This is a genomic window from Amycolatopsis sp. NPDC098790, from assembly GCF_044759945.1.
GTDB lineage: Bacteria > Actinomycetota > Actinomycetes > Mycobacteriales > Pseudonocardiaceae > Amycolatopsis.
The window spans coordinates 2,467,047-2,484,903 of record NZ_JBIWAI010000001.1; the positions used below are offsets into that span (position 1 = coordinate 2,467,047).

A 17,857-nucleotide genomic window follows, 5' to 3' on the forward strand; every position below is an offset into this window, starting at 1 on the left:
TCCGCGTGATCCACTTCATGATTCAAAGGGGAGTCATGATCCGTAGCCACGTCCGCTCAGCCGCGCTCGCCGCCGCCGTCGCGCTCACCCTCGCCGCCGCGCCGGCGAGCCCGGCCGCCGCGGCAGCCGATTCCTTCTACACCTACGACGGCAGCACCCCGCTGTCGTCCTACGCACCCGGGACGGTCCTCAAGACCCGGACCCTGAACTACCACGTCGTCGGGCTCGCGACGCCGGTGAAAGCCGTCCAGCTGCTCTACCGGACGACCGACGCGCAGGGCCGCCCGGCCGCCAACGTCACCTCGGTCGTCCGCAGCATCACCGGTGACAGCACGAAAGCCGTGTCGTACCAGTCGGCCTACGACTCGCTCGACCCCGCCGACGCGCCGTCGCGGGCGATCGCCGGGGACATCACCCTCGGCGGGCTCCTGCCCAACGGCGAATCGCTGCTGCTCCTCCCGTCACTCCTGTTGGGCTACAACGTCGTCGTGCCCGACACCGAAGGGCAGACCGCGAACTTCGCCGCCGGCCCGGAGTACGGCACGAACACCCTCGACTCCATCCGCGCCGCGACCAGCTCGGCCGCGACGGGGATGACCAAGAGCACGAAGTTCGGGCTCCTCGGCTACTCGGGCGGCGCGATCGCGACCGGCTGGGCGGCCGCGCTGGCGCCGGGCTACGCGCCGGACGTCAACGCGAACCTCGTCGGCTTCACCGAAGGCGGCGTGCTCGTCGACCCCGCGCACAACCTGAAGTACGTCGGCGGCAGCCCGGTCTGGTCCGGCGTCATCCCGATGGCGCTGATCGGCGTCGCGCGCGGCTTCGGCATCGACTTGAAGCCGTACGCGAGCGAGTACGGCCTGAAGGTGCTCGACGACCTCGAGCACGCGTCGATCATCAACGCCCTCGGCCGGTACCCGGGGCTGACGTGGCAGAAGATCGCGAAGCCCGAGTACGCGAACCCGAACTCGGTGCCGCCGTTCGTCGCCGCGGTGAACAAGGTCAACATCGGCTCCGCGCCGACCCCGTCGGTCCCCGGGTTCATCGCCCAGGGCAACGCCGGGTTCCTCGAAGGCACCACGAGCAACCTCCCGGGCATCGGCACCGGCGACGGCGTGATGGTGGCCGGCGACGTCCGCGCGCTGGCCCGGCAGTACTGCGCCACCGGCAACCGGTCGATCGAGTACCAGCAGTACGACCTGCTCAGCCACGTCGGCGGCGCGGCGGCGTGGGCGCCGGCCGCGATCGGCTGGCTGGCCGACCGGTTCGCGGGCAAGCCGGCACCGTCGAGCTGCGGGCGCATCCCGGCGGGGAACTCCCTGGCCCCGGAGCAACCCGCCTGACCCGCTCCGGCGGACCGGTCACCGCGACCGGTCCGCCGGGTACGGTGCCGCGGATGAGGACCCAGGACCGCCGGCTCCCCAAGGGCCCGCACAGCCTCAGCCGCGAAGAAGTGGCTGCGGCGCAACGCTCCCGGCTCGTCGAAGCGGTGCTGGCCAACGTCGGCGAACGCGGGTACGCGGCCACGACGGTCGGCCACGTCACGGCGTCGGCCGGGGTGTCCCGCACGTCGTTCTACGAGCAGTTCACCGGTAAGCAGGACGCTTTCCTCGCCGCCTACCGGGCGGTGACCGGGCAGTTCCTCGACCAGGGTGTCGCGGTGGCGGCCGAGGCGCCGGAGCCGTTGGACGCCGTCGCCGCGTGTGGCGACTTCGTCGTCGGGTACGTGCGCCGCCGTCCCGTGGTCGCCCGCGCAGTCCTCCTGGAGATCTACGCCCTCGGCGACGCGGGACTCGAAGCGCGTGAAGAGGTGCTGCGCGCGAGTGAAGCGGTGTTCGACCGGACGGCCGCGTGGTTGCGGACGACGGATCCGCTGGTGCCGCTGCCGCCGCCGTTCACCGCGCGCACCGTCGTCGCCGCGACGATCGAGCTGCTCACCCAGGCCATCTGGCTCGCCACCGACGACGCGTACGACCGCGCCCGTGAAGCCATCCGGCACACGTGGCTGCTCGGCCTGCTCGGGCACCGGAACATCCCCGCCTCCGGCTAGGATCGAGTGTGTTCTCGATCACCGCCATCCACCACTGGCTGGAGCGAGCATGACTGAAGTTCCTGGGGACTCCTACGACCTCGTGATCATCGGCGCGGGCCCGACCGGCCTGTTCGCCGCCTACTACGCCGGGTTCCGCGGCCTTTCGATGGCGGTGGTCGACTCGCTGCCCGAGCCCGGCGGCCAGGTCACCGCGATGTACCCCGAGAAGATGATCTACGACGTCGGCGGGTTCGCCGAGGTCCGCGGCCGGGACCTGGTCGAGGGTCTGGTGAAGCAGGCCTCGCCGTTCGCGCCGACGTACCTGCTGGGGCGCAAGGCCGAGAAGCTGGAGACGGTCGGCGACGGCGTCGAACTGACCCTGGACGGCGGCGAAACCCTGCGCGCGGGCGCCGTGCTGATCACCGCGGGCATCGGCGAGTTCACCCCGCGCCCGCTGCCCGCCGGCGACGGCTGGCTGGGCCGCGGCATGGTCCACTTCGTCCCGTCGCTGGCCGTGCACGCCGGGCAGCACGTCGTGGTCGTCGGCGGCGGCGACTCGGCGTTCGACTGGATCCTCGCCCTGCACCCGGTCGCCGCGAGCGTGACGCTCGTGCACCGCCGCGCCAAGTTCCGCGCCGCCGAGTCCATCGTGCGGCAGGCGCGGGAGCTCGGCACCCGGATCATCACCGACGCCGAGGTCACGCGGTTCGTCGAAGCCGCCGATGGCACGCTCGAAGCCGTCGACCTCGCGATCAAGGGCGCCGAAGACGAGCGGCTGCCGGCCAACGCCGTCGTCGCGGCGCTCGGGTTCACCGCCGACCTCGGCCCGATCGAGAGCTGGGGCCTGGAGATCGACCACCGCGCGATCGCCGTCGACTCGACCATGGCGACCGCGCGCGAACGCGTCTACGCCGCCGGCGACGTCGCCGCGTACCCGGGCAAGGTGAAGCTGATCGCGACCGGCTTCGGCGAAGCGGCGACGGCCGTCAACAACATCGCCGTCGCGCTCGACCCGGACGCGCACCTGTTCCCGGGCCACTCGAGCAACGCCGAGTAGGTCAGGTCTTCGTCTTCTCCGCGATCCACGGCGCGTAGGCGACGACGGACGTGTAGATCGACGGCGCCGTCGCGCACTGCGGGTCGTTGTTGCCCGGGCGGCTCGTGACGCCGACGAGCAGCCAGTGGTCGCCGTCGCGGACGACCTCCGGGCCGCCGGAGTCGCCGAAGCACGCCCCGGACTTGCCGCCGGGGTTGTCCGTGCACAGCTCGGCCGTGCCGTCGAACCCCGACGTGCACTTCGCGCCCTCGACGATGTGCGTGTCGAGCTGCTGCAGGTTCGTCGGGATGTCGCCGCAGTTCACCTTCGGGCACTTCTGGCCCCAGCCGAGGATGCGGGTCGCGGTGCCGGGCGACGCGGCCGCCGCGAGCGCGATCGGAGCCGCCTTGGCCGGCGTCGCCAGCCGCAGCAGCGCGATGTCGCCCGCCGGCTTCTGGGTGTCGAAGGCCGGGTTGACGACGATGTCCGCGACCTGGCCGACCTCGCCGCCCTGGCCGACGTCGTTGGTCCCGGACCGCACGGAAATCGCGGGCGGGGTCTTGTCGAACGCGCAGTGCGCCGCGGTGACGACCCAGGAGGGGCCGATCAGCGCGCCGGCGCAGAACAGCTTGCCCGCCGCGGTGTGCAGCGACACCGCGAACGGGTACGGCTGGTCGGCGTCGCCGCCCCCGACGATGGCGGGGCCGGCCGACGCGGTACCGGGGACCAGGGCGAACACCAGGACCAGCAGGACCAGCAGTCGCCTGGGCACGGAACTCCTTACGGCAGCGGGGGAACGACGTCGTCGGCGGGCGCGTCCAGGTGGCCGTCGAAGTTGACCGAGGAGTACGCCCGCAGCTTGTTGAGCCGGTGGTAGCCGTCGATCATTCTGACGGTCCCGGACTTGGACCGCATCACGATGGACTGCGTCGTCGCGCCGCCCTCGCGGTAGTGGACCCCGCGCAGCAGGTCGCCGTCGGTGACGCCGGTGGCGCAGAAGAAGACGTTGTCGCCGGTCACGAGGTCGTCGTTGAGCAGCACGCGGTCGAGGTCGTGCCCGGCGCCGATGGCCTTCTCGCGCTCGGCGTCGTCCTTCGGCCACAGGCGGCCCTGCAGCTCGCCGCCGAGGCACTTCATCGCGCAGGCGGCGATGATGCCCTCGGGGGTGCCGCCGATGCCGATCAGCATGTCGACGCCGGTGGTCGGGCGGGCCGCGGCGATCGCGCCCGCGACGTCGCCGTCGGAGATGAACCGGATCCGCGCGCCGGCGTCGCGGATCTCCTTGATGATCTGCTCGTGGCGCGGCCGGTCGAGGACGCACACGGTGACGTCGCCGACGCTGCTGTTCTTCGCCTTGGCGACCCGGCGGATGTTCTCCGCGATCGGCGCGCCGAGCTCCACCTTGCCCGCCGCCTCGGGCCCGACGGCCAGCTTCTCCATGTAGAACACCGCGGACGGGTCGAACATCGCGCCGCGCTCGGCGACCGCGAGCACCGCGAGGGCGTTCGGCATGCCCTTGGCCATCAGCGTCGTGCCGTCGACCGGGTCGACCGCGACGTCGCAGTCCGGCCCGTCGCCGTTGCCGACCTCTTCGCCGTTGAACAGCATGGGCGCTTCGTCCTTCTCGCCCTCGCCGATCACCACGACCCCGCGCATCGACACCGTCGAGACGAGCTGGCGCATCGCGTCGACGGCCGCGCCGTCCCCGCCGATCTTGTCGCCGCGGCCGACCCAGCGGCCGGCGGCCATCGCGGCGGCTTCGGTGACCCGGACCAGCTCCATCGCGAGGTTGCGGTCGGGCGCTTCACGACGACTCTCTGCGGCGGACATCATTGCCTCCCGGATCGTGGAACTGGCGGGTCAACAGTCTGTCAGATACCCGCCGTGTTTCCAGATACCGTCGGCATGGCCTAGCTCACTGCTCGGAGTCGTCCTCCACGGAGGCCAGAGCAGCTTCGATGCGCTCGCGCGCGCCTTCGAGGTGGCGCTCACAGACCTTCGCGAGCTTCTCGCCCTTCTCCCACAACGCGAGCGACTGCTCGAGGGACAGACCACCGGCCTCGAGCTCCCGGACGACCTCGACGAGACGGTCGCGGGCCTGCTCGTAGCCGAGTTCCTCGCTGGGTGCTTCACTCACGCTCGGTGTTCTCCGACCTTCCGGGCTTCCACGCTGTTCGCGCACACTACCGCGCTGGCCATCGCGTGGTCGTACCCGACGAAGGCGAGGGCGAACTCCTGGCCGTCACCGTCCGCGATCGCCTCTTCGAGGTTCTCCTGCGCACCGGCGACGCGCTTGCGGTGCCCGGCGCCGTCGGCGAACCACCAGCGCGAGCCGACCTGCATCGACGTCGCCTCGGACAGCCGCCGCAGCTGCGGGCCCAGGTCGCGGCGCGCCGCGCTGCCGCAGCCGGCGAGCAGCGCCGTCCAGCACTCGGCGGCCGCCCGGTCGGTGCGCACCGCCTGGTCCAGCAGCGCCCGCGCGCCCAGGCGGCGAGCCGCGTCCACCGTCAGCGGGAGGAACGTCACCCCTGCTCTCCTTCCGCCACCGCGCCGATCGCGCCGTCGCCCACGCGCACGCGCAGCTGGGCACCGGCCTCGACTTCGGAGACGGAGCGGAGTACCTGGAGGTTGCCTTCGGGATCGAGGAACTGCACGACCGCGTACCCGCGGGCGAGCGTCGCGGCCGGCCCGAGCGCGGTCAGCCGGGCCCGCGAACTGGCCAGTTCGGCCTGGTCCTTGGCGAGCAGCGTCAGCATGGCGCGGCGCGCGCGTTCGCGGTGGACGTCGACATCGTCCTGGCGCCGCTGCACCGGCCCGAGCGGGTCGGCCAGCGACGGGCGGCTGCGGAGCTGCGTCAGCAGGCGCGTCTGCGTGTCGACCCAGCCGTGCAGGGCGCGGCGCCCGCGGTCGCGCATCTGGCGGACGCGCTCGGTCTCTTCGCGCAGGTCCGGGACGATCCGCTTGCCGGCGTCGGTCGGCGTGGAACACCGCAGGTCGGCGACGTAGTCGAGCAGCGGGGTGTCCGGTTCGTGCCCGATGGCGCTGACCACCGGCGTCCCCGCTGCCGACACCGCGCGGCAGAGCGCCTCGTCGGAGAACGGCAGCAGGTCCTCGACGCTGCCGCCGCCGCGGGCGATGACGATGACGTCGATCTCGGGGTCGGCGTCGAAGATCCGCAGCGCGCGCATGACCTGCGGCACCGCCTGCGAGCCCTGCACGGCCGTGTTGAGCACCTTGATCCGGACGTGCGGCCACCGTCCCTGCGCGTTGGCCAGGACGTCCCGCTCGGCCGCCGACGCGCGGCCGGTGATCAGCCCGACGCCCTTCGGCAGGAACGGGATCGGCCGCTTGCGCTGGGCCGAGAAGAGACCTTCGGCGGTCAGGAGCTTCTTGAGGCGTTCGATCCGGGCCAGCAGCTCGCCGATGCCGACGGCGCGGATCTGGTCGGCGCGCAGGCTGATCGTGCCGCGGCCGAAGAAGAACGACGGCTTCGCGTGCACGACGACGCTGGCGCCCTCGCGCAGCGGTGGTTCCATCTCGCGGATCAGCCAGTTCGGGCAGGTCACCGACATCGAGACGTCCGCCGAGGGGTCACGCAGCGTCAGGAACGCGGTCTGCGTGTTCGGCCGCGAGCTGACCTGCGTGACCTGGCCTTCGACCCAGACGCTGCCGAGCCGGTGGATCCAGTCGCCGATCTTGCGCGCGACCGTGCGGACCGGCCAGGGCTTTTCGGCGGTGCTGGTCTCGGTTTCGGTCACTGGCCGTTCTCTTGGCCGTCTTCCCCGGACCGTTCGGCCTTGCGGGCGTTGGCGATCCGGCGCGAGAGCATCCCGGTGAAGGACGAGCGGTCGGCGTGCGCGCGCTCGTACTCGAGGATGGTTTCGAGCTGGGAGATCGACAGCTGGCGCAGCCGGGCCCGCAGCTGCGGGAGGGTGAGCTGGTCGTAGCCGGTGAGGCCGGCGGGACCCTCGTAGCCGGCGGCGCTGGTCCGCGGCGTCTCGCTCTTGGTCTTCTTGTCGATCGCGGGCGTGCCGGGCTTGGGCTTGCTGGGCTCTTCCGGGGCGTCGTTCTCGCCTTCGGCGTGGTCCTCGGCGAGCGCGCGCTCTTCGTCGGCCCAGGGGTCGCCTAGTTCCGCTTCGAGTTCGGCCACTGACGGAACGTGACCGTTGATCTCCGACCGCGGCTCGGGCACCTCGGCGACCGGCGGCCGGACGTCCGGTTCGACGTCCTCGTCGAAGGTCGCCCAGCTGGGCGCGTCCTCGACGGGGCGCAGGCTGGAGAGGGCGTTGTCGCCCTTGATCGCCAGCTCGGTGACGTGCTGCTGGACGCGCATGGAGGCCTGCAGCACCTGGCTGACCACGGTCACCGGAAGCCCGGCGAGCTGCCGGGGAAGCTCACGAACCCGCTCGGCGGTGGAGACGGCGAGGCCCGCGGCGACCCGGAGGGGGAGCGGGAATGGCTTCATGGGTGCCAGCCTGCCGCATGACTGCCCTCCCTGCCCAACCGGAAGTGCGCAGCGCGTGACCGCCGGCACACTTCCGTAGAGGGACGAAGCTCACCCGAAAGGGACTTCGAGTTCGTCTCGGACCTGCCCGTACCCTGGGTGGCATGAGTTCAGCGAGTCCCGGAATCGAGCCCGCGGGTACCCCGACGATCACCGGAACCGCTTCCGGCAAGCGGGTGCTGCTCGCCAAACCCCGTGGTTACTGCGCCGGCGTCGACCGCGCGGTGATCGCCGTCGAGAAGGCCCTCGAGGTCTACGGCGCCCCGGTGTACGTCCGCAAGGAGATCGTCCACAACAAGCACGTGGTGGAGACGCTGCGAGAGCGCGGCGCGATCTTCGTCGACGAGACGTCCGAAGTCCCCGAGGGCGCGCTGGTGGTGTTTTCCGCCCACGGCGTGTCACCGATGGTCCACGCGGAGGCGGCCGACCGGAACCTGCGCACGATCGACGCGACCTGCCCCTTGGTGACGAAGGTCCACAAGGAGGTCAACAGGTTCGCCAAGGACGACTACGACATCCTGCTGATCGGCCACGAGGGCCACGAGGAGGTCGAGGGCACGGCCGGCGAGGCCCCGGACAAGGTCCAGCTGGTCGACAAGGCCGAGGACGTCGACAAGGTCGAGGTCCGCGACCCGTCGAAGGTGATCTGGCTGTCCCAGACGACGCTGTCGGTGGACGAGACGATGGAGCGCGTCGACCAGCTCCGCGAGCGCTTCCCGGGCTTGGCGGACCCCCCGAGCGACGACATTTGCTACGCGACGACGAACCGCCAGGTGGCGGTCAAGGCGATGGCTGCCGAGTGCGACTTGGTCCTGGTGGTGGGGTCGACGAACTCGTCCAACTCGAAGCGCCTGGTGGAGGTGGCCCTGAAGGCTGGGGCGCGTGCGTCGTACTTGGTGGATTTCGCGCACGAGGTGGATCCGTCGTGGCTGTCCGGGGTGACGACGGTGGGGGTGACGTCGGGCGCGTCGGTGCCGGACGAGCTGGTGATGGAGCTGTTGGCCTGGCTGGCCGAGCGCGGCTACGGCGACGTCAACGAGGTGACGACGGCGAACGAGAAGATCACCTTTGCGCCGCCGAAGGAGCTGCGGAAGGTCTGACGGTTTTGGTCGGTTCGGCGGCGGGTCGCGGGTGCGGCTCGCCGCCGAATTGCGTTGCGGGGTGATGTGGTGATGCGGGGCGCCGCAGGCGAGCTGCCGTCCTCGCTGCCTCCGAAATCGCGTAGTCGACGGTGGGCTTGCGGGGAGCCGCGGTTGCTGGCCAGCTCGCGTCCTTGCGGTCGCCTGCGCCGGCGCCGAGCCGTCGGCCCTCGCGGCCCGGAGGCCACGCAGTCGCCTGCCGGCCTGTGCGGAGCTGCCGTTGCCGGGCAGCTTGCGCCCTTGCAGTCGCGCGCCCCGGCTCCGGCCCGCCAGCCGTCTCCGAATTCGCGTACTTGCCTGTGGGCTTGCGGGGAGCTGTGGTTGCCGGGCAACTCGCGCCTTCGCAGCCGCGCGAGATGGCGCCGCGCTGCCGGTCGTCGCCGCCTTCGAAGCCGCGTATGCGAAAGGCCGGTCACCATCCGCGGATGGTGACCGGCCTTTTTCGCTGGTCGTCAGCGTTCTTCGTCGTCCCAAGGACGGTTTCGGCGCGGCGGGGCACCTCGGCCGCCGGAGGGGCGGCGCGGCGGCGGCGTGTCGCGGCCGTCCTCCGCGGGTGGGCGCGGACGCCGCCGGGGGGCGTCGCCGCGCCGGCGCGGGTCGCTGTCCGCCGGGGGCGGCGTTCGCCGGCCGGAGCCGGATGGCGGTGGCTTGCGTGCACCACGGTCGCGTTCGGCGGGAGCGCCACCGCGCGTCGCCCGCCGTTCGCCGTCGGCCGGGGCACGGCGTTCGGCGTCCGCGGGCGGGCGGGGCCGTCGCGGCGGTTCGCCGTCACGGCCGCCGCGTCGTGGGGGCACCGGTGTCTGGCCGGTGCGGCTCGTCCCGGGCGGCCGCGGACGACCGCCGGCCGAGGTGGCCGCGGCCCGCGTCGACGGCTTCTCTTCGTCTTCGTCCGTCCGGCGGCGGTCGGCCGCCTTGCCCTTGGCAGCCTTCTTCGGGGCGTCCGGGTCGCGTTCGCGGAAGATCCGGACGAACCCGATCAGCAGCGTGATGCCGGTGGTGATCGCCATGGTCGGGAAGCCGTTGATCAGCGGCGTGCCGATGTTCAGGGCCTTGGACAGCATGTCGTCGCCTTGAGAGCCCGACGTCAGCAGGATCACGCCGGGAACGACCACGGCCAGCACGAGCGGCGGCATCACCATCGGCCCGAACAGCCCTCGCCGCCGCACCGCGCAGACCGCGATGACGGCCCCGGCGATGTAGCAGACGGTGAAGATCACCGGGATGCTGCCCTGGCTCGGCTTGCCGATGAGGGCGCCGACGATCGCCAGGCCGAACCCGACGAGCACCGCGGCCCACCACGGCAGCCCGCGCCTCGAACCGACGACAGGACGCTCGTCCCACGGTACGGAGGCGTCGTCGGCATCTGGATCGCTCTGGCGATCGCGAATCGCGGTCACGAGACAACACCGTATCTCGTGGTTGTGAAGATCTTGCCAGCACCGCCGCCGACGTGGGGGTATCGCCACCCGGCGGCGTGACCCGAGAGGCCCGCCGGGTGTCGCCCGGCTGTGGTCCAGACCCTTGGCACGCGCTGCCGGTTTGTCTCCTTTCCGCCGCCCGGGCGTTCAGGTCGCCGCAGGTGAGGGGCTTACGGCCGGTCCGGCCTGCCGGTGTCGGCGAACCGCTGGTCGAAGAGGCATTTCGGACAACCGGCGCTGGCAGCCGCGGGTGCGCGCCCGCCCGCATCGCGGCCACCGGTTCGGCCGGGATACCCGTGAAGCCGAGGTTCAGTCATCTCGGTTCGGCCGACTCGCTCACACCGCCAGAACCGCTCGCTCAGCGCGCACTGCCGGAATTGCCCGCTCAGCCCGACCCACCGGACCTGCCCGCGCGCCGATCCTGCCGGACCTGCCCGCGCCGCCGAGCCCGCCCGGACCGCCGAGCCGCCCGGTTTTGCCTGTGCCGCCCGACCTGCCCGGCCGCCGAACCCGCCCGCGCCGCCGACCCAATCCACTCAGCTAGCCGCCAGCTCGTCCCCCTTCCGCACCTGCGGAACCGCGGCCGGACTACCGGCCGCGTCCGTCAGTGGTGCCACCGTCGCCCGGAACACCTCCAATGCCTCCAGCTCCCGCCGTCGCGCCGACAGGAACCGCTGCAGGTGCGTGCTCGACAGGTTCAGTGCCTCCACCGCGCCGGCCGCCGCGCGGTGTGCGGCCGCCGCTCCGGCTCGCACCTGCTCGACGTCGGCCTCCAGTGTCCGGTCGCTCGCCGCGAACAGCGCCGCCGAGGCCAGTACCCCGAAGCCGGTCGGCCCGCACAGGAACACCCGCCGGTCGATGAGCCAGCGCAGCAGCTCCGGGTCGGTGTCCAGCGCCGCGACCACGGCCGCGTCGGAGGGGACGAACATGATCGTCCCGTAGATCGCGTCCGCCCAGCGCTGGTAACCCTTGCCAGCCAGTTCGGCCGCCCGCGACCGGATCTGCCGGACGTGCGCGCGCAACGCGTCGATCCGTTCCTCCGGGTCGTCGGTCTCGACCGCCTCCGCCCAGATCGCCATGCTCGCCTTCGCGTCCACCGGCACCGTGCGGTCGCCGCCCACGCGCAGCACCATGTCCGGTTTCGCCGAGCCGCCGCCGCCCACGTCCGTCTGCAGCGTGAAGTGCAGGTTCTCCCGCAGCCCCAGCGCTCGCGCGGTCTCCACCAGCACCTGCTCGCCCAGTTCGCCGCGCCCGCTGATCGAGGCGAACGCGACCTCGTAGCGCCGCAACGCCAGCTGCTGCTGGTCCGACTTCGCCCGCTCGGCCGCCACCTGCCGGGCCGCCGCGTCCGCCCGGCGCATCCCGTCGTTGTACAGCCGCCACAGCACCGCGACGGCGAACAGCAGCAGGACCGCCAGCACGATCGCCGCGGTGGTCAGCACTGTCGCCACTTCCGTCTCCTCCCTCCGGGCCGCCTGGTTCGGACCGCGCAGACATCATGGCGGACAGCACCGACAAAAACCGGAGCCGAACCGTCGCTCTGGGTAGCTGACCTGCGAACAAATGAAATTCCGGCAGGGCGTGTCCGGTCCCGCACGCCGCTCCGACCCCTGCGGCGCTCACGGACCCCGAGGCACATCGCGCTCGCCGTCACCGCTTCGGCTTCCACAGCGTCGGCACTACGATCGCCGTCGAACCGGGTACCTGCTAGTGTTCGTACACACGTTCGAGTGAGTCTGCGGCGAGTCGCCGCGATTTCGTCGGGGCCGGGTCGTACCTTGGCCCTCGTGAGATTCCTGCACACCTCCGACTGGCACATCGGCCGCACGTTCCACGGCGCCGACCTGCTCGCGGAACAAGAAGCGGTGCTCGGGCACCTCGCCGACCTCGTGGCCGGTGAGGCGGTCGACGCCGTCCTGGTGGCAGGCGACATCTACGACCGCGCGGTGCCGTCGGCCGAGGCCGTCCGGGTGGCCACCGCGGCGGTCGCGCGGATCCGCGCTGCGGGCGCGCAATTGATCGTCACGCCCGGAAACCACGACTCCGCGCCTCGGCTCGGCGCCTTCGCGGAGTTCGCCGCGGCGGGCGGGCTGCACCTGCGCACCACCGCCGGCGGGCTGGCCGAGCCGGTACTCCTCGAAGACACCCACGGCCCGGTCGCCGTCTACGGAATCCCTTACCTGGAACCGGAACCGGCGCGCCACGCGCTGGGCGTGCCGGACGCGCGCGGCCACACCGGCGTGCTCACCGAGGCCATGCGGCGGATCCGCGCGGACCTCGAAACCCGGCCCGGGGTGCGATCCGTCGTTCTGGCGCACGCCTTCGTCACCGGCGGCGAGCCGACCGACTCCGAGCGCACGATCGCGGTCGGCGGGGTCGAGCAGGTGCCCGGCTCGGTCTTCGACGGCGTCGACTACGTGGCGCTCGGCCACCTCCACGGCCCGCAGACGCTGGCCGAGCACCTGCGGTACTCCGGCAGCCCGCTGGCGTACTCGTTTTCCGAGGCGCGGCAACGCAAATCGGTCTGGCTGCTCGACTTCGACGCCTGCGGGCTCGCCGACGTCCGCCGGCACGAGCTGCCGGTGCCGAGAGCGCTCGCCACCCTGCGCGGCGAGCTCGAAGACCTGCTCGTGAGGCCGGAACACGACCAGCTCCTCGAGCACTTCCTGTCGGTCACGGTCACCGACCGGGTGCGTCCGGTGGACGCGATGCGGCGGCTGCGCGAGCGGTTCCCGTTCGCGGTGCACCTGGAGTGGGAACCCGAAGGCGGGCACAGCGGTGCCCCGCTGCGGTACTCCGACGCCGTCCGCGGCCGGTCGGACATCGAGGTTTCGCGCAGCTTCCTCGACGACTGCCGCGGTGCCCCGCCCACCGAAAGCGAAGAGCAGCTCCTGTTCCGGGCCCTGGAAGCGGCCGACCGGGGGGCGCTCGCGAAATGAGGCTGCACAGGCTGGAGGTCGAAGCCTTCGGGCCGTACTGCGCACGCGAAGTGGTCGACTTCGACGTGCTCGGCGCCGACGGTCTCTTCCTCCTGCACGGCGAAACGGGTGCGGGCAAGACCACGTTGCTCGACGCGATCGCGTTCGCCCTGTTCGGCGTGGTTCCCGGCGCCCGCAACGAGGCCAAGCGGCTGCGTTGCGACCTCGCCGAGCCCGACCAGATCACCGAGGTCGCGCTGGAGCTGACCGTGCAGGGCCACCGGCTGAAGATCCTGCGCAACCCGGAGTACCAGCGGCCGAAACGGCGTGGCGAGGGCACGACCACCCAGCAGGCGAAGGTGTCGCTGAGCTGGGTCGGCGCCGCGCCCGCCGGCCTGCCGCCCGAGGGCCTGATCCGGATCGAGGAGGTCGCGCGCACCGTCGAGCGGCTGCTGGGGATGACGGCGGCCCAGTTCTTCCAAGTGGTGCTGCTGCCGCAGGGCGAGTTCGCGCGATTCCTGCGATCCGACACCGCCGAGCGCGAGAAGCTCCTCGAAAGGCTGTTCGGCACCGAACGCTTCGCCGACGTCGAACGCTGGTTCGCGAACCTGCGCGTCGAGCGCGGCCGGGAACTCGAGCAGCGCCAAGGAAAAGTGCGCGAGCTGCTGGCCCGGTACGCGCAAGAAGCCCAGCAGGATCCACCCGAGTCCGAAGTGGCGGAGTGGGTCGACGTCGTGCTGGCGGCGTCCGCCGAACGCGTCGGGCAAGTCACCGCCGAAGAGGAGCGGACGCGGTCGGCAGCGCAGCGCGCGGACGTCTACCTGCAGGAAGAACGCGCGGGCGCCGAGAAGATCCGCCGGGTCCGCACGGCGCACCTGCGGCTCGTGGAGATCACCGAGCAGGCGCCGCAACGCGCCGAGTGGGCCCAGGAGGTCGCGGCCGCGCGGCGGGCGGCCGGGGTCGCCGTGGAGGCCGACCTGCTGGACCGGCGGGCCGCGGAACTGACCGAAGCCGAGCAGGCGGAGAAAGAGCGTGGCGCTCGGCTGCGGGAGTTCGGCACCCGGGCGACCGGCGACCTCAAGGCGCGGGCGGCCACCGCGCGCGAAGAGGCCGGCGCGGTTGCGGAGCTGGTCGCAGAGGCCGAGCAACAGCAGCTCGACGTCATGCGTCGGGACGACCGAAAACTGGCCGCCGTCACGGCTCAGCAGCAGGCCGAAGCCCTGACCAGCGAGCTGGCCGCTATCCCGGGGCAGCTGGCCAAGCTGCGCGCGGACGCCCTCGCGGCTGCCGAAGCCGAAGCGAAGCTCGACGGCGCCCGCGCCAGGGTGGACGAGCTGCGGGCCTTCGCACGTGACGCGGCGGAACTCCCTGAGGCACAAGCGAAAGTCGGGCGCGGGGAAGCGAAACTGCGCGAGGTCGTCGACGCTCACCAAGAGGCCCGGCAGCGGCGGCTCGACCTGCGCGAGCGGCGGCTCGACGGGATGGCGGCCGAGCTGGCCGCCGCGCTGCCGGCCGGCGCACCCTGCCCGGTCTGCGGGTCGGCCGAGCACCCGGCACCGGCGAACCGGGACGCCGAACTGGTCGACCCGGCGGAGGAACGCGCCGCCGAGGAAGCCGAGCAGGCGGCGGACGCCGTGCGGCAGCGGGTGGTCGTCGCGCTGGAGGAAGCGAAGGCGCGGCTGGCCGGGCTGGTCGAACGGCTGGCCGGGCGCACGGCCGAGTCGATCACCGCGGAGCTGGCCGAAGCGCGCTCCACGGTCGCCGGCCTGACCGAGCGGGCGGCCGGGAAGGCGAAGCTCGGCGAGCAGGTCGTTCTCCTCGAGCGCGATCTGGAGCTGCGGACCGAACGCCGTCGTCAAGCCGAACAGGCGGCGACCGAGGCCACGACCGACGTCCGGGCCCTCGAGGAACGGCTGGCCGAGCGCGAACGCCGGCTCGTCGCCGGGCGCGGCGAGTTCGCGGACGTCACGGCCCGGCGGACGCACCTGGTCGGGCTGGCCGAGGCCCTCGAAGGGGTCGCCGAGGCCCGAACGGCCGTCGCGGGCGCCCGGGAGCGCGTCGCCCAGCAGCGCGCGCTGGTCGAGGCCGCGGTCAAGGCGAAGGGATTCACGTCGCTGAAGAAGGCGCGGGCCGCGATGCTGCCGGACGAACAGATCGAAAAGCTTGAGCAGGGCATCGCCGAGGCGGAAGCCGCTGCGGCGGGGGCGCGGGCGTTGCTGTCCGAGCCGGACCTGTTCGGGATCTCGCCGGACGATGTCGCGGACGTCGACCGCGCAGCCGATGCGGCCCAGCTGGCGCGGGCGCGTGCCGACTCCGCGTACGCGGCGCTGCGGGTGGCGACCGCCCAGCACGACGAGCTGACGCGGCTGGCCGTCCTGCTGCGCGAGGCACTCGCCGGCCTCGCACCGGCCGAAGCGGCGTACGCGGAGCTACGCGCGCTCGCGGACGTCGTCAACGGGCGCGGGCAGAACAGCCGGAAGATGTCGTTGCGCTCGTACGTGCTGGCGGCGCGGCTCGAAGAGGTGGCGGTCGCCGCGACCCACCGGCTGCGCACGATGAGCCAGGGGCGGTACTCGTTCGTGCACTCGGACGCGGCGGGCGCGCGCGGCACCCGCGGCGGGCTGGGCATCGACGTGCTGGACGACTACTCGGGCACGATCCGCCCGGCGAAGACGCTGTCCGGCGGCGAGTCGTTCCTGGCGTCGCTGGCACTGGCGCTCGGGCTGGCCGACGTCGTGGCGGGCGAGACGGGCGGCGCGTTGCTGGACACGCTGTTCGTCGACGAGGGGTTCGGCACGCTGGACGCCGAAACCCTCGACGTGGTGATGAACATCCTCGACGAGCTCCGCGCGGGCGGCCGGGTGGTCGGCCTGGTGTCCCACGTCGAGGAGCTGCGGCAGCGCATCCCCACGCGGCTGCGGGTCCGGAAGTCCCGCACGGGCTCGACAGTGGAGGTGCGCGCCGGTTGACGACTCGGACAAGATGAAGCCATGACGGACGCGCCCCCGAACGACCTGCCCCGCTACCGCCTGCTCACCGGCCCGGACGACGCCAAGTTCTGCCACCGGGTCAGCGAGGCACTGGAGCTGGGCTACCGGCTCCACGGTTCGCCGGCCGCCACGTTCGACGGCAACCAGGTGATCGTGGCGCAGGCGCTCCTCTGGCACGGCATCGAAGGCTGACGCCGGGGGCGAGTGTGGCCGAGCGAAGGGGCCGGCCGGAGTGGGCTGGCCCCGAGCGAGAGTGCCGGCCGGGTCGGGCCGACAGCGGGTGGCGGCCGGTCGGTGACCCGGCTGGCGCCAGCCAGGTCGAGGTCTGCCGGGCGCCCCGCCGCGCGACCTCAGCCGTGTCCGGCCGCGTGGCGCAAGTACCTCCCCGCGTACGAGCACCACGGCGTCCACGCGCGCGCCCGCTCCGGCAGCGAGCCCGGCGCGATGCCCAGCGCCTCGGCCCCGCGACGGACCGCGGGGTCGTCGATCAGCAACACGTCCGGCGCGCCGAGCACGCGCATCACCACGTTGTCCGCGGTCGACGGGCCGACCCACGTCAGCAACTCCGCCCGCAGGTCGGCCGCGTCCCGGCCCACGTGCACGTCCAGCTGCCCCGAAGCCAGCGCCTCGGCCACCGGGTGACCCGTCGAGGCGATCTGCGCCGCAGTCGGGAACAGCCGCGTCACGCCCCACTCGCCCGGAACCTCGTCGCCGGGCGGCAGCGGCCCCTCCAGCACCGCCCGGAGCAGCAGCTCCTCGCCGTCCACCGCACCCGGGACCCGGATCCCCGGCACGGCCGCCACCACCGGGGCCAGCGCCCCATCAGCGCCGAGGACCCGGGTGACCGCCGCCGGGTCGGCGTCGAGGTCGAGCAGCCGGCGCACGCGGCTGACCGCGCTGCCCAGGTCGCGCAGGTCCGTCAGCGTCAGCTCGCAGCGCACGTGGTCGGACGAAGGCGTCAGCCGGACCACGCCGGTGCCGTGCGCGAGCCGCAACGTCCGCGCGTAAGACGTCGACGTCACCTCTTCGACGCCCGGAACCGCGTGAGCCGCGAAGAAGCGAAGCAACCCGACAGCGTCGAACGGCGGCCGGAACGGCAACCGGAGGCTGAGCCGGGTTCCGCTCACGTCGTGTCGACGTCGAGACGCGGCGAAGGCGCGCAGCTGCGACGGCGTCGTCGCGAACACCTCGCGGATCGTCTCGTTGAACTGCCGCACGCTGGAGAAGCCCGCCGCGAAGGCGACGTCCGTCAGCGGTAGCTCCGACACCTCGATCAGCAGCCGGGCCGAGTGCGCGCGGTGCGCCCTGGCCAGCGCGAGCGGGCCCGCGCCCAGCTCGGCGGTGAGCACCCGGCCGAGCTGGCGTTCCGAATAGCCGAGCCGTCGCGCCAGGCCGGGGACGCCTTCGCGCTCCACCGTCCCGTCGGAGATCAGGCGCATCGCCCGCGCCGCGAGGTCGGCGCGCACGTTCCAGTCCGGCGAGCCGGGCACCGCGTCCGGCAGGCAGCGGCGGCAGGCGCGGAAGCCGTTGGCCTGCGCGGCCGCCGACGTCGGGAAGAAGCGGACGTTCCGCTCCTTCGGCGTCGACGCCGGGCACGACGGACGGCAGTAGATGCCCGTGGTGCGGACCGCCATGATGAACTGGCCGTCGAAGCGGGAGTCGCGGGCGGTGACCACGCGGTAGCAGCGCTCGGCGTCGCGCCAGAGGGCAAGCGTGTCGGTGACCATGGATTCGAGCATGCCAGCAGGTCAGCGCGGTCGCTGGCGGAAATCCGACGCCGCGTTGGGCGCGTGGGCCCCGGCCGCGCGGCCCACGTAGAC

The 17,857-nt window shown here is 72.7% G+C and carries 16 protein-coding genes; 7 read left to right on the top strand and 9 right to left on the bottom strand.

Annotation, left to right across the window (positions count from 1 at the left end; genetic code table 11):
- Positions 1–35 precede the first annotated feature (35 nt).
- The 3 genes from ACIQWX_RS12345 to ACIQWX_RS12355 are packed head-to-tail and all read left to right on the top strand — an operon-like array spanning position 36 to position 3,089.
- Positions 36–1,343 (top strand): lipase family protein, encoded by a 1,308-nt coding sequence (locus ACIQWX_RS12345; RefSeq protein ID WP_400868663.1) that lies wholly within the window; start codon positions 36–38, stop codon positions 1,341–1,343.
- Positions 1,344–1,396: 53 nt separating this feature from the next.
- Positions 1,397–2,050, top strand: coding sequence for a TetR/AcrR family transcriptional regulator (locus tag ACIQWX_RS12350; RefSeq protein WP_400868665.1), 654 nt, complete (start codon positions 1,397–1,399; stop codon positions 2,048–2,050).
- A 49-nt stretch (positions 2,051–2,099) separates the two neighbouring features.
- Positions 2,100–3,089, top strand: a complete 990-nt coding sequence (locus tag ACIQWX_RS12355; protein WP_400868667.1) for an NAD(P)/FAD-dependent oxidoreductase — start codon at positions 2,100–2,102, stop codon at positions 3,087–3,089.
- A 1-nt stretch (position 3,090) separates the two neighbouring features.
- Here the strand turns inward: ACIQWX_RS12355 and ACIQWX_RS12360 are convergent, their stop codons facing one another.
- The 6 genes from ACIQWX_RS12360 to ACIQWX_RS12385 form a co-directional block, all read right to left on the bottom strand.
- Positions 3,091–3,840 carry a S1 family peptidase gene (locus ACIQWX_RS12360; RefSeq protein WP_400868669.1) on the bottom strand — a complete coding sequence of 250 codons (750 nt, stop codon included), beginning with the start codon at positions 3,838–3,840 and terminating at the stop codon, positions 3,091–3,093.
- Between the two features lie 8 nt (positions 3,841–3,848).
- Complete coding sequence (gene glpX, locus ACIQWX_RS12365; RefSeq protein WP_167379611.1) at positions 3,849–4,901, bottom strand: class II fructose-bisphosphatase; 1,053 nt, start codon at positions 4,899–4,901, stop codon at positions 3,849–3,851.
- Positions 4,902–4,983: 82 nt separating this feature from the next.
- The gene (locus ACIQWX_RS12370) at positions 4,984–5,205 is read right to left on the bottom strand and encodes an exodeoxyribonuclease VII small subunit (protein ID WP_400868671.1); all 222 of its coding nucleotides are present in this window, start codon (positions 5,203–5,205) and stop codon (positions 4,984–4,986) included.
- Positions 5,202–5,594: a hypothetical protein gene (locus ACIQWX_RS12375; protein ID WP_400868673.1), complete on the bottom strand. Its 393-nt coding sequence runs from the start codon at positions 5,592–5,594 to the stop codon at positions 5,202–5,204. The genes ACIQWX_RS12370 and ACIQWX_RS12375 overlap by 4 nt, the downstream gene beginning before the upstream one ends.
- On the bottom strand, positions 5,591–6,826 hold the full coding sequence (xseA, locus tag ACIQWX_RS12380; protein ID WP_400868675.1) for an exodeoxyribonuclease VII large subunit: 1,236 nt from the start codon (positions 6,824–6,826) through the stop codon (positions 5,591–5,593). Before xseA ends, ACIQWX_RS12375 begins: the two co-directional genes overlap by 4 nt.
- The gene (locus tag ACIQWX_RS12385) at positions 6,823–7,533 is read right to left on the bottom strand and encodes a lipid droplet-associated protein (protein ID WP_400868677.1); all 711 of its coding nucleotides are present in this window, start codon (positions 7,531–7,533) and stop codon (positions 6,823–6,825) included. Before ACIQWX_RS12385 ends, xseA begins: the two co-directional genes overlap by 4 nt.
- A gap of 143 nt (positions 7,534–7,676) precedes the next feature.
- Between ACIQWX_RS12385 and ACIQWX_RS12390 the strand changes: the two genes are divergently transcribed.
- Positions 7,677–8,672: a 4-hydroxy-3-methylbut-2-enyl diphosphate reductase gene (locus tag ACIQWX_RS12390; protein WP_400868679.1), complete on the top strand. Its 996-nt coding sequence runs from the start codon at positions 7,677–7,679 to the stop codon at positions 8,670–8,672.
- A gap of 491 nt (positions 8,673–9,163) precedes the next feature.
- Here the strand turns inward: ACIQWX_RS12390 and ACIQWX_RS12395 are convergent, their stop codons facing one another.
- Positions 9,164–10,108: a DUF6542 domain-containing protein gene (locus ACIQWX_RS12395; protein WP_400868681.1), complete on the bottom strand. Its 945-nt coding sequence runs from the start codon at positions 10,106–10,108 to the stop codon at positions 9,164–9,166.
- Positions 10,109–10,665: 557 nt separating this feature from the next.
- The gene (locus ACIQWX_RS12400; protein WP_400868683.1) at positions 10,666–11,580 is read right to left on the bottom strand and encodes a DNA recombination protein RmuC; all 915 of its coding nucleotides are present in this window, start codon (positions 11,578–11,580) and stop codon (positions 10,666–10,668) included.
- A gap of 336 nt (positions 11,581–11,916) precedes the next feature.
- Between ACIQWX_RS12400 and ACIQWX_RS12405 the strand changes: the two genes are divergently transcribed.
- The 3 genes from ACIQWX_RS12405 to ACIQWX_RS12415 are packed head-to-tail and all read left to right on the top strand — an operon-like array spanning position 11,917 to position 16,229.
- Positions 11,917–13,068 carry an exonuclease SbcCD subunit D gene (locus tag ACIQWX_RS12405; RefSeq protein WP_400868685.1) on the top strand — a complete coding sequence of 384 codons (1,152 nt, stop codon included), beginning with the start codon at positions 11,917–11,919 and terminating at the stop codon, positions 13,066–13,068.
- Positions 13,065–16,016: an AAA family ATPase gene (locus ACIQWX_RS12410; protein ID WP_400868687.1), complete on the top strand. Its 2,952-nt coding sequence runs from the start codon at positions 13,065–13,067 to the stop codon at positions 16,014–16,016. The genes ACIQWX_RS12405 and ACIQWX_RS12410 overlap by 4 nt, the downstream gene beginning before the upstream one ends.
- 21 nt (positions 16,017–16,037) lie before the next feature.
- Positions 16,038–16,229, top strand: a complete 192-nt coding sequence (locus ACIQWX_RS12415; RefSeq protein ID WP_400868689.1) for a DUF1737 domain-containing protein — start codon at positions 16,038–16,040, stop codon at positions 16,227–16,229.
- Positions 16,230–16,387: 158 nt separating this feature from the next.
- Here ACIQWX_RS12415 and ACIQWX_RS12420 read toward each other — a convergent pair whose 3' ends face one another.
- A complete protein-coding gene (locus tag ACIQWX_RS12420) occupies positions 16,388–17,776 on the bottom strand; it encodes a DNA-3-methyladenine glycosylase 2 family protein (RefSeq protein ID WP_400868691.1) in 1,389 nt (462 codons plus the stop codon).
- Positions 17,777–17,857: the final 81 nt, after the last annotated feature.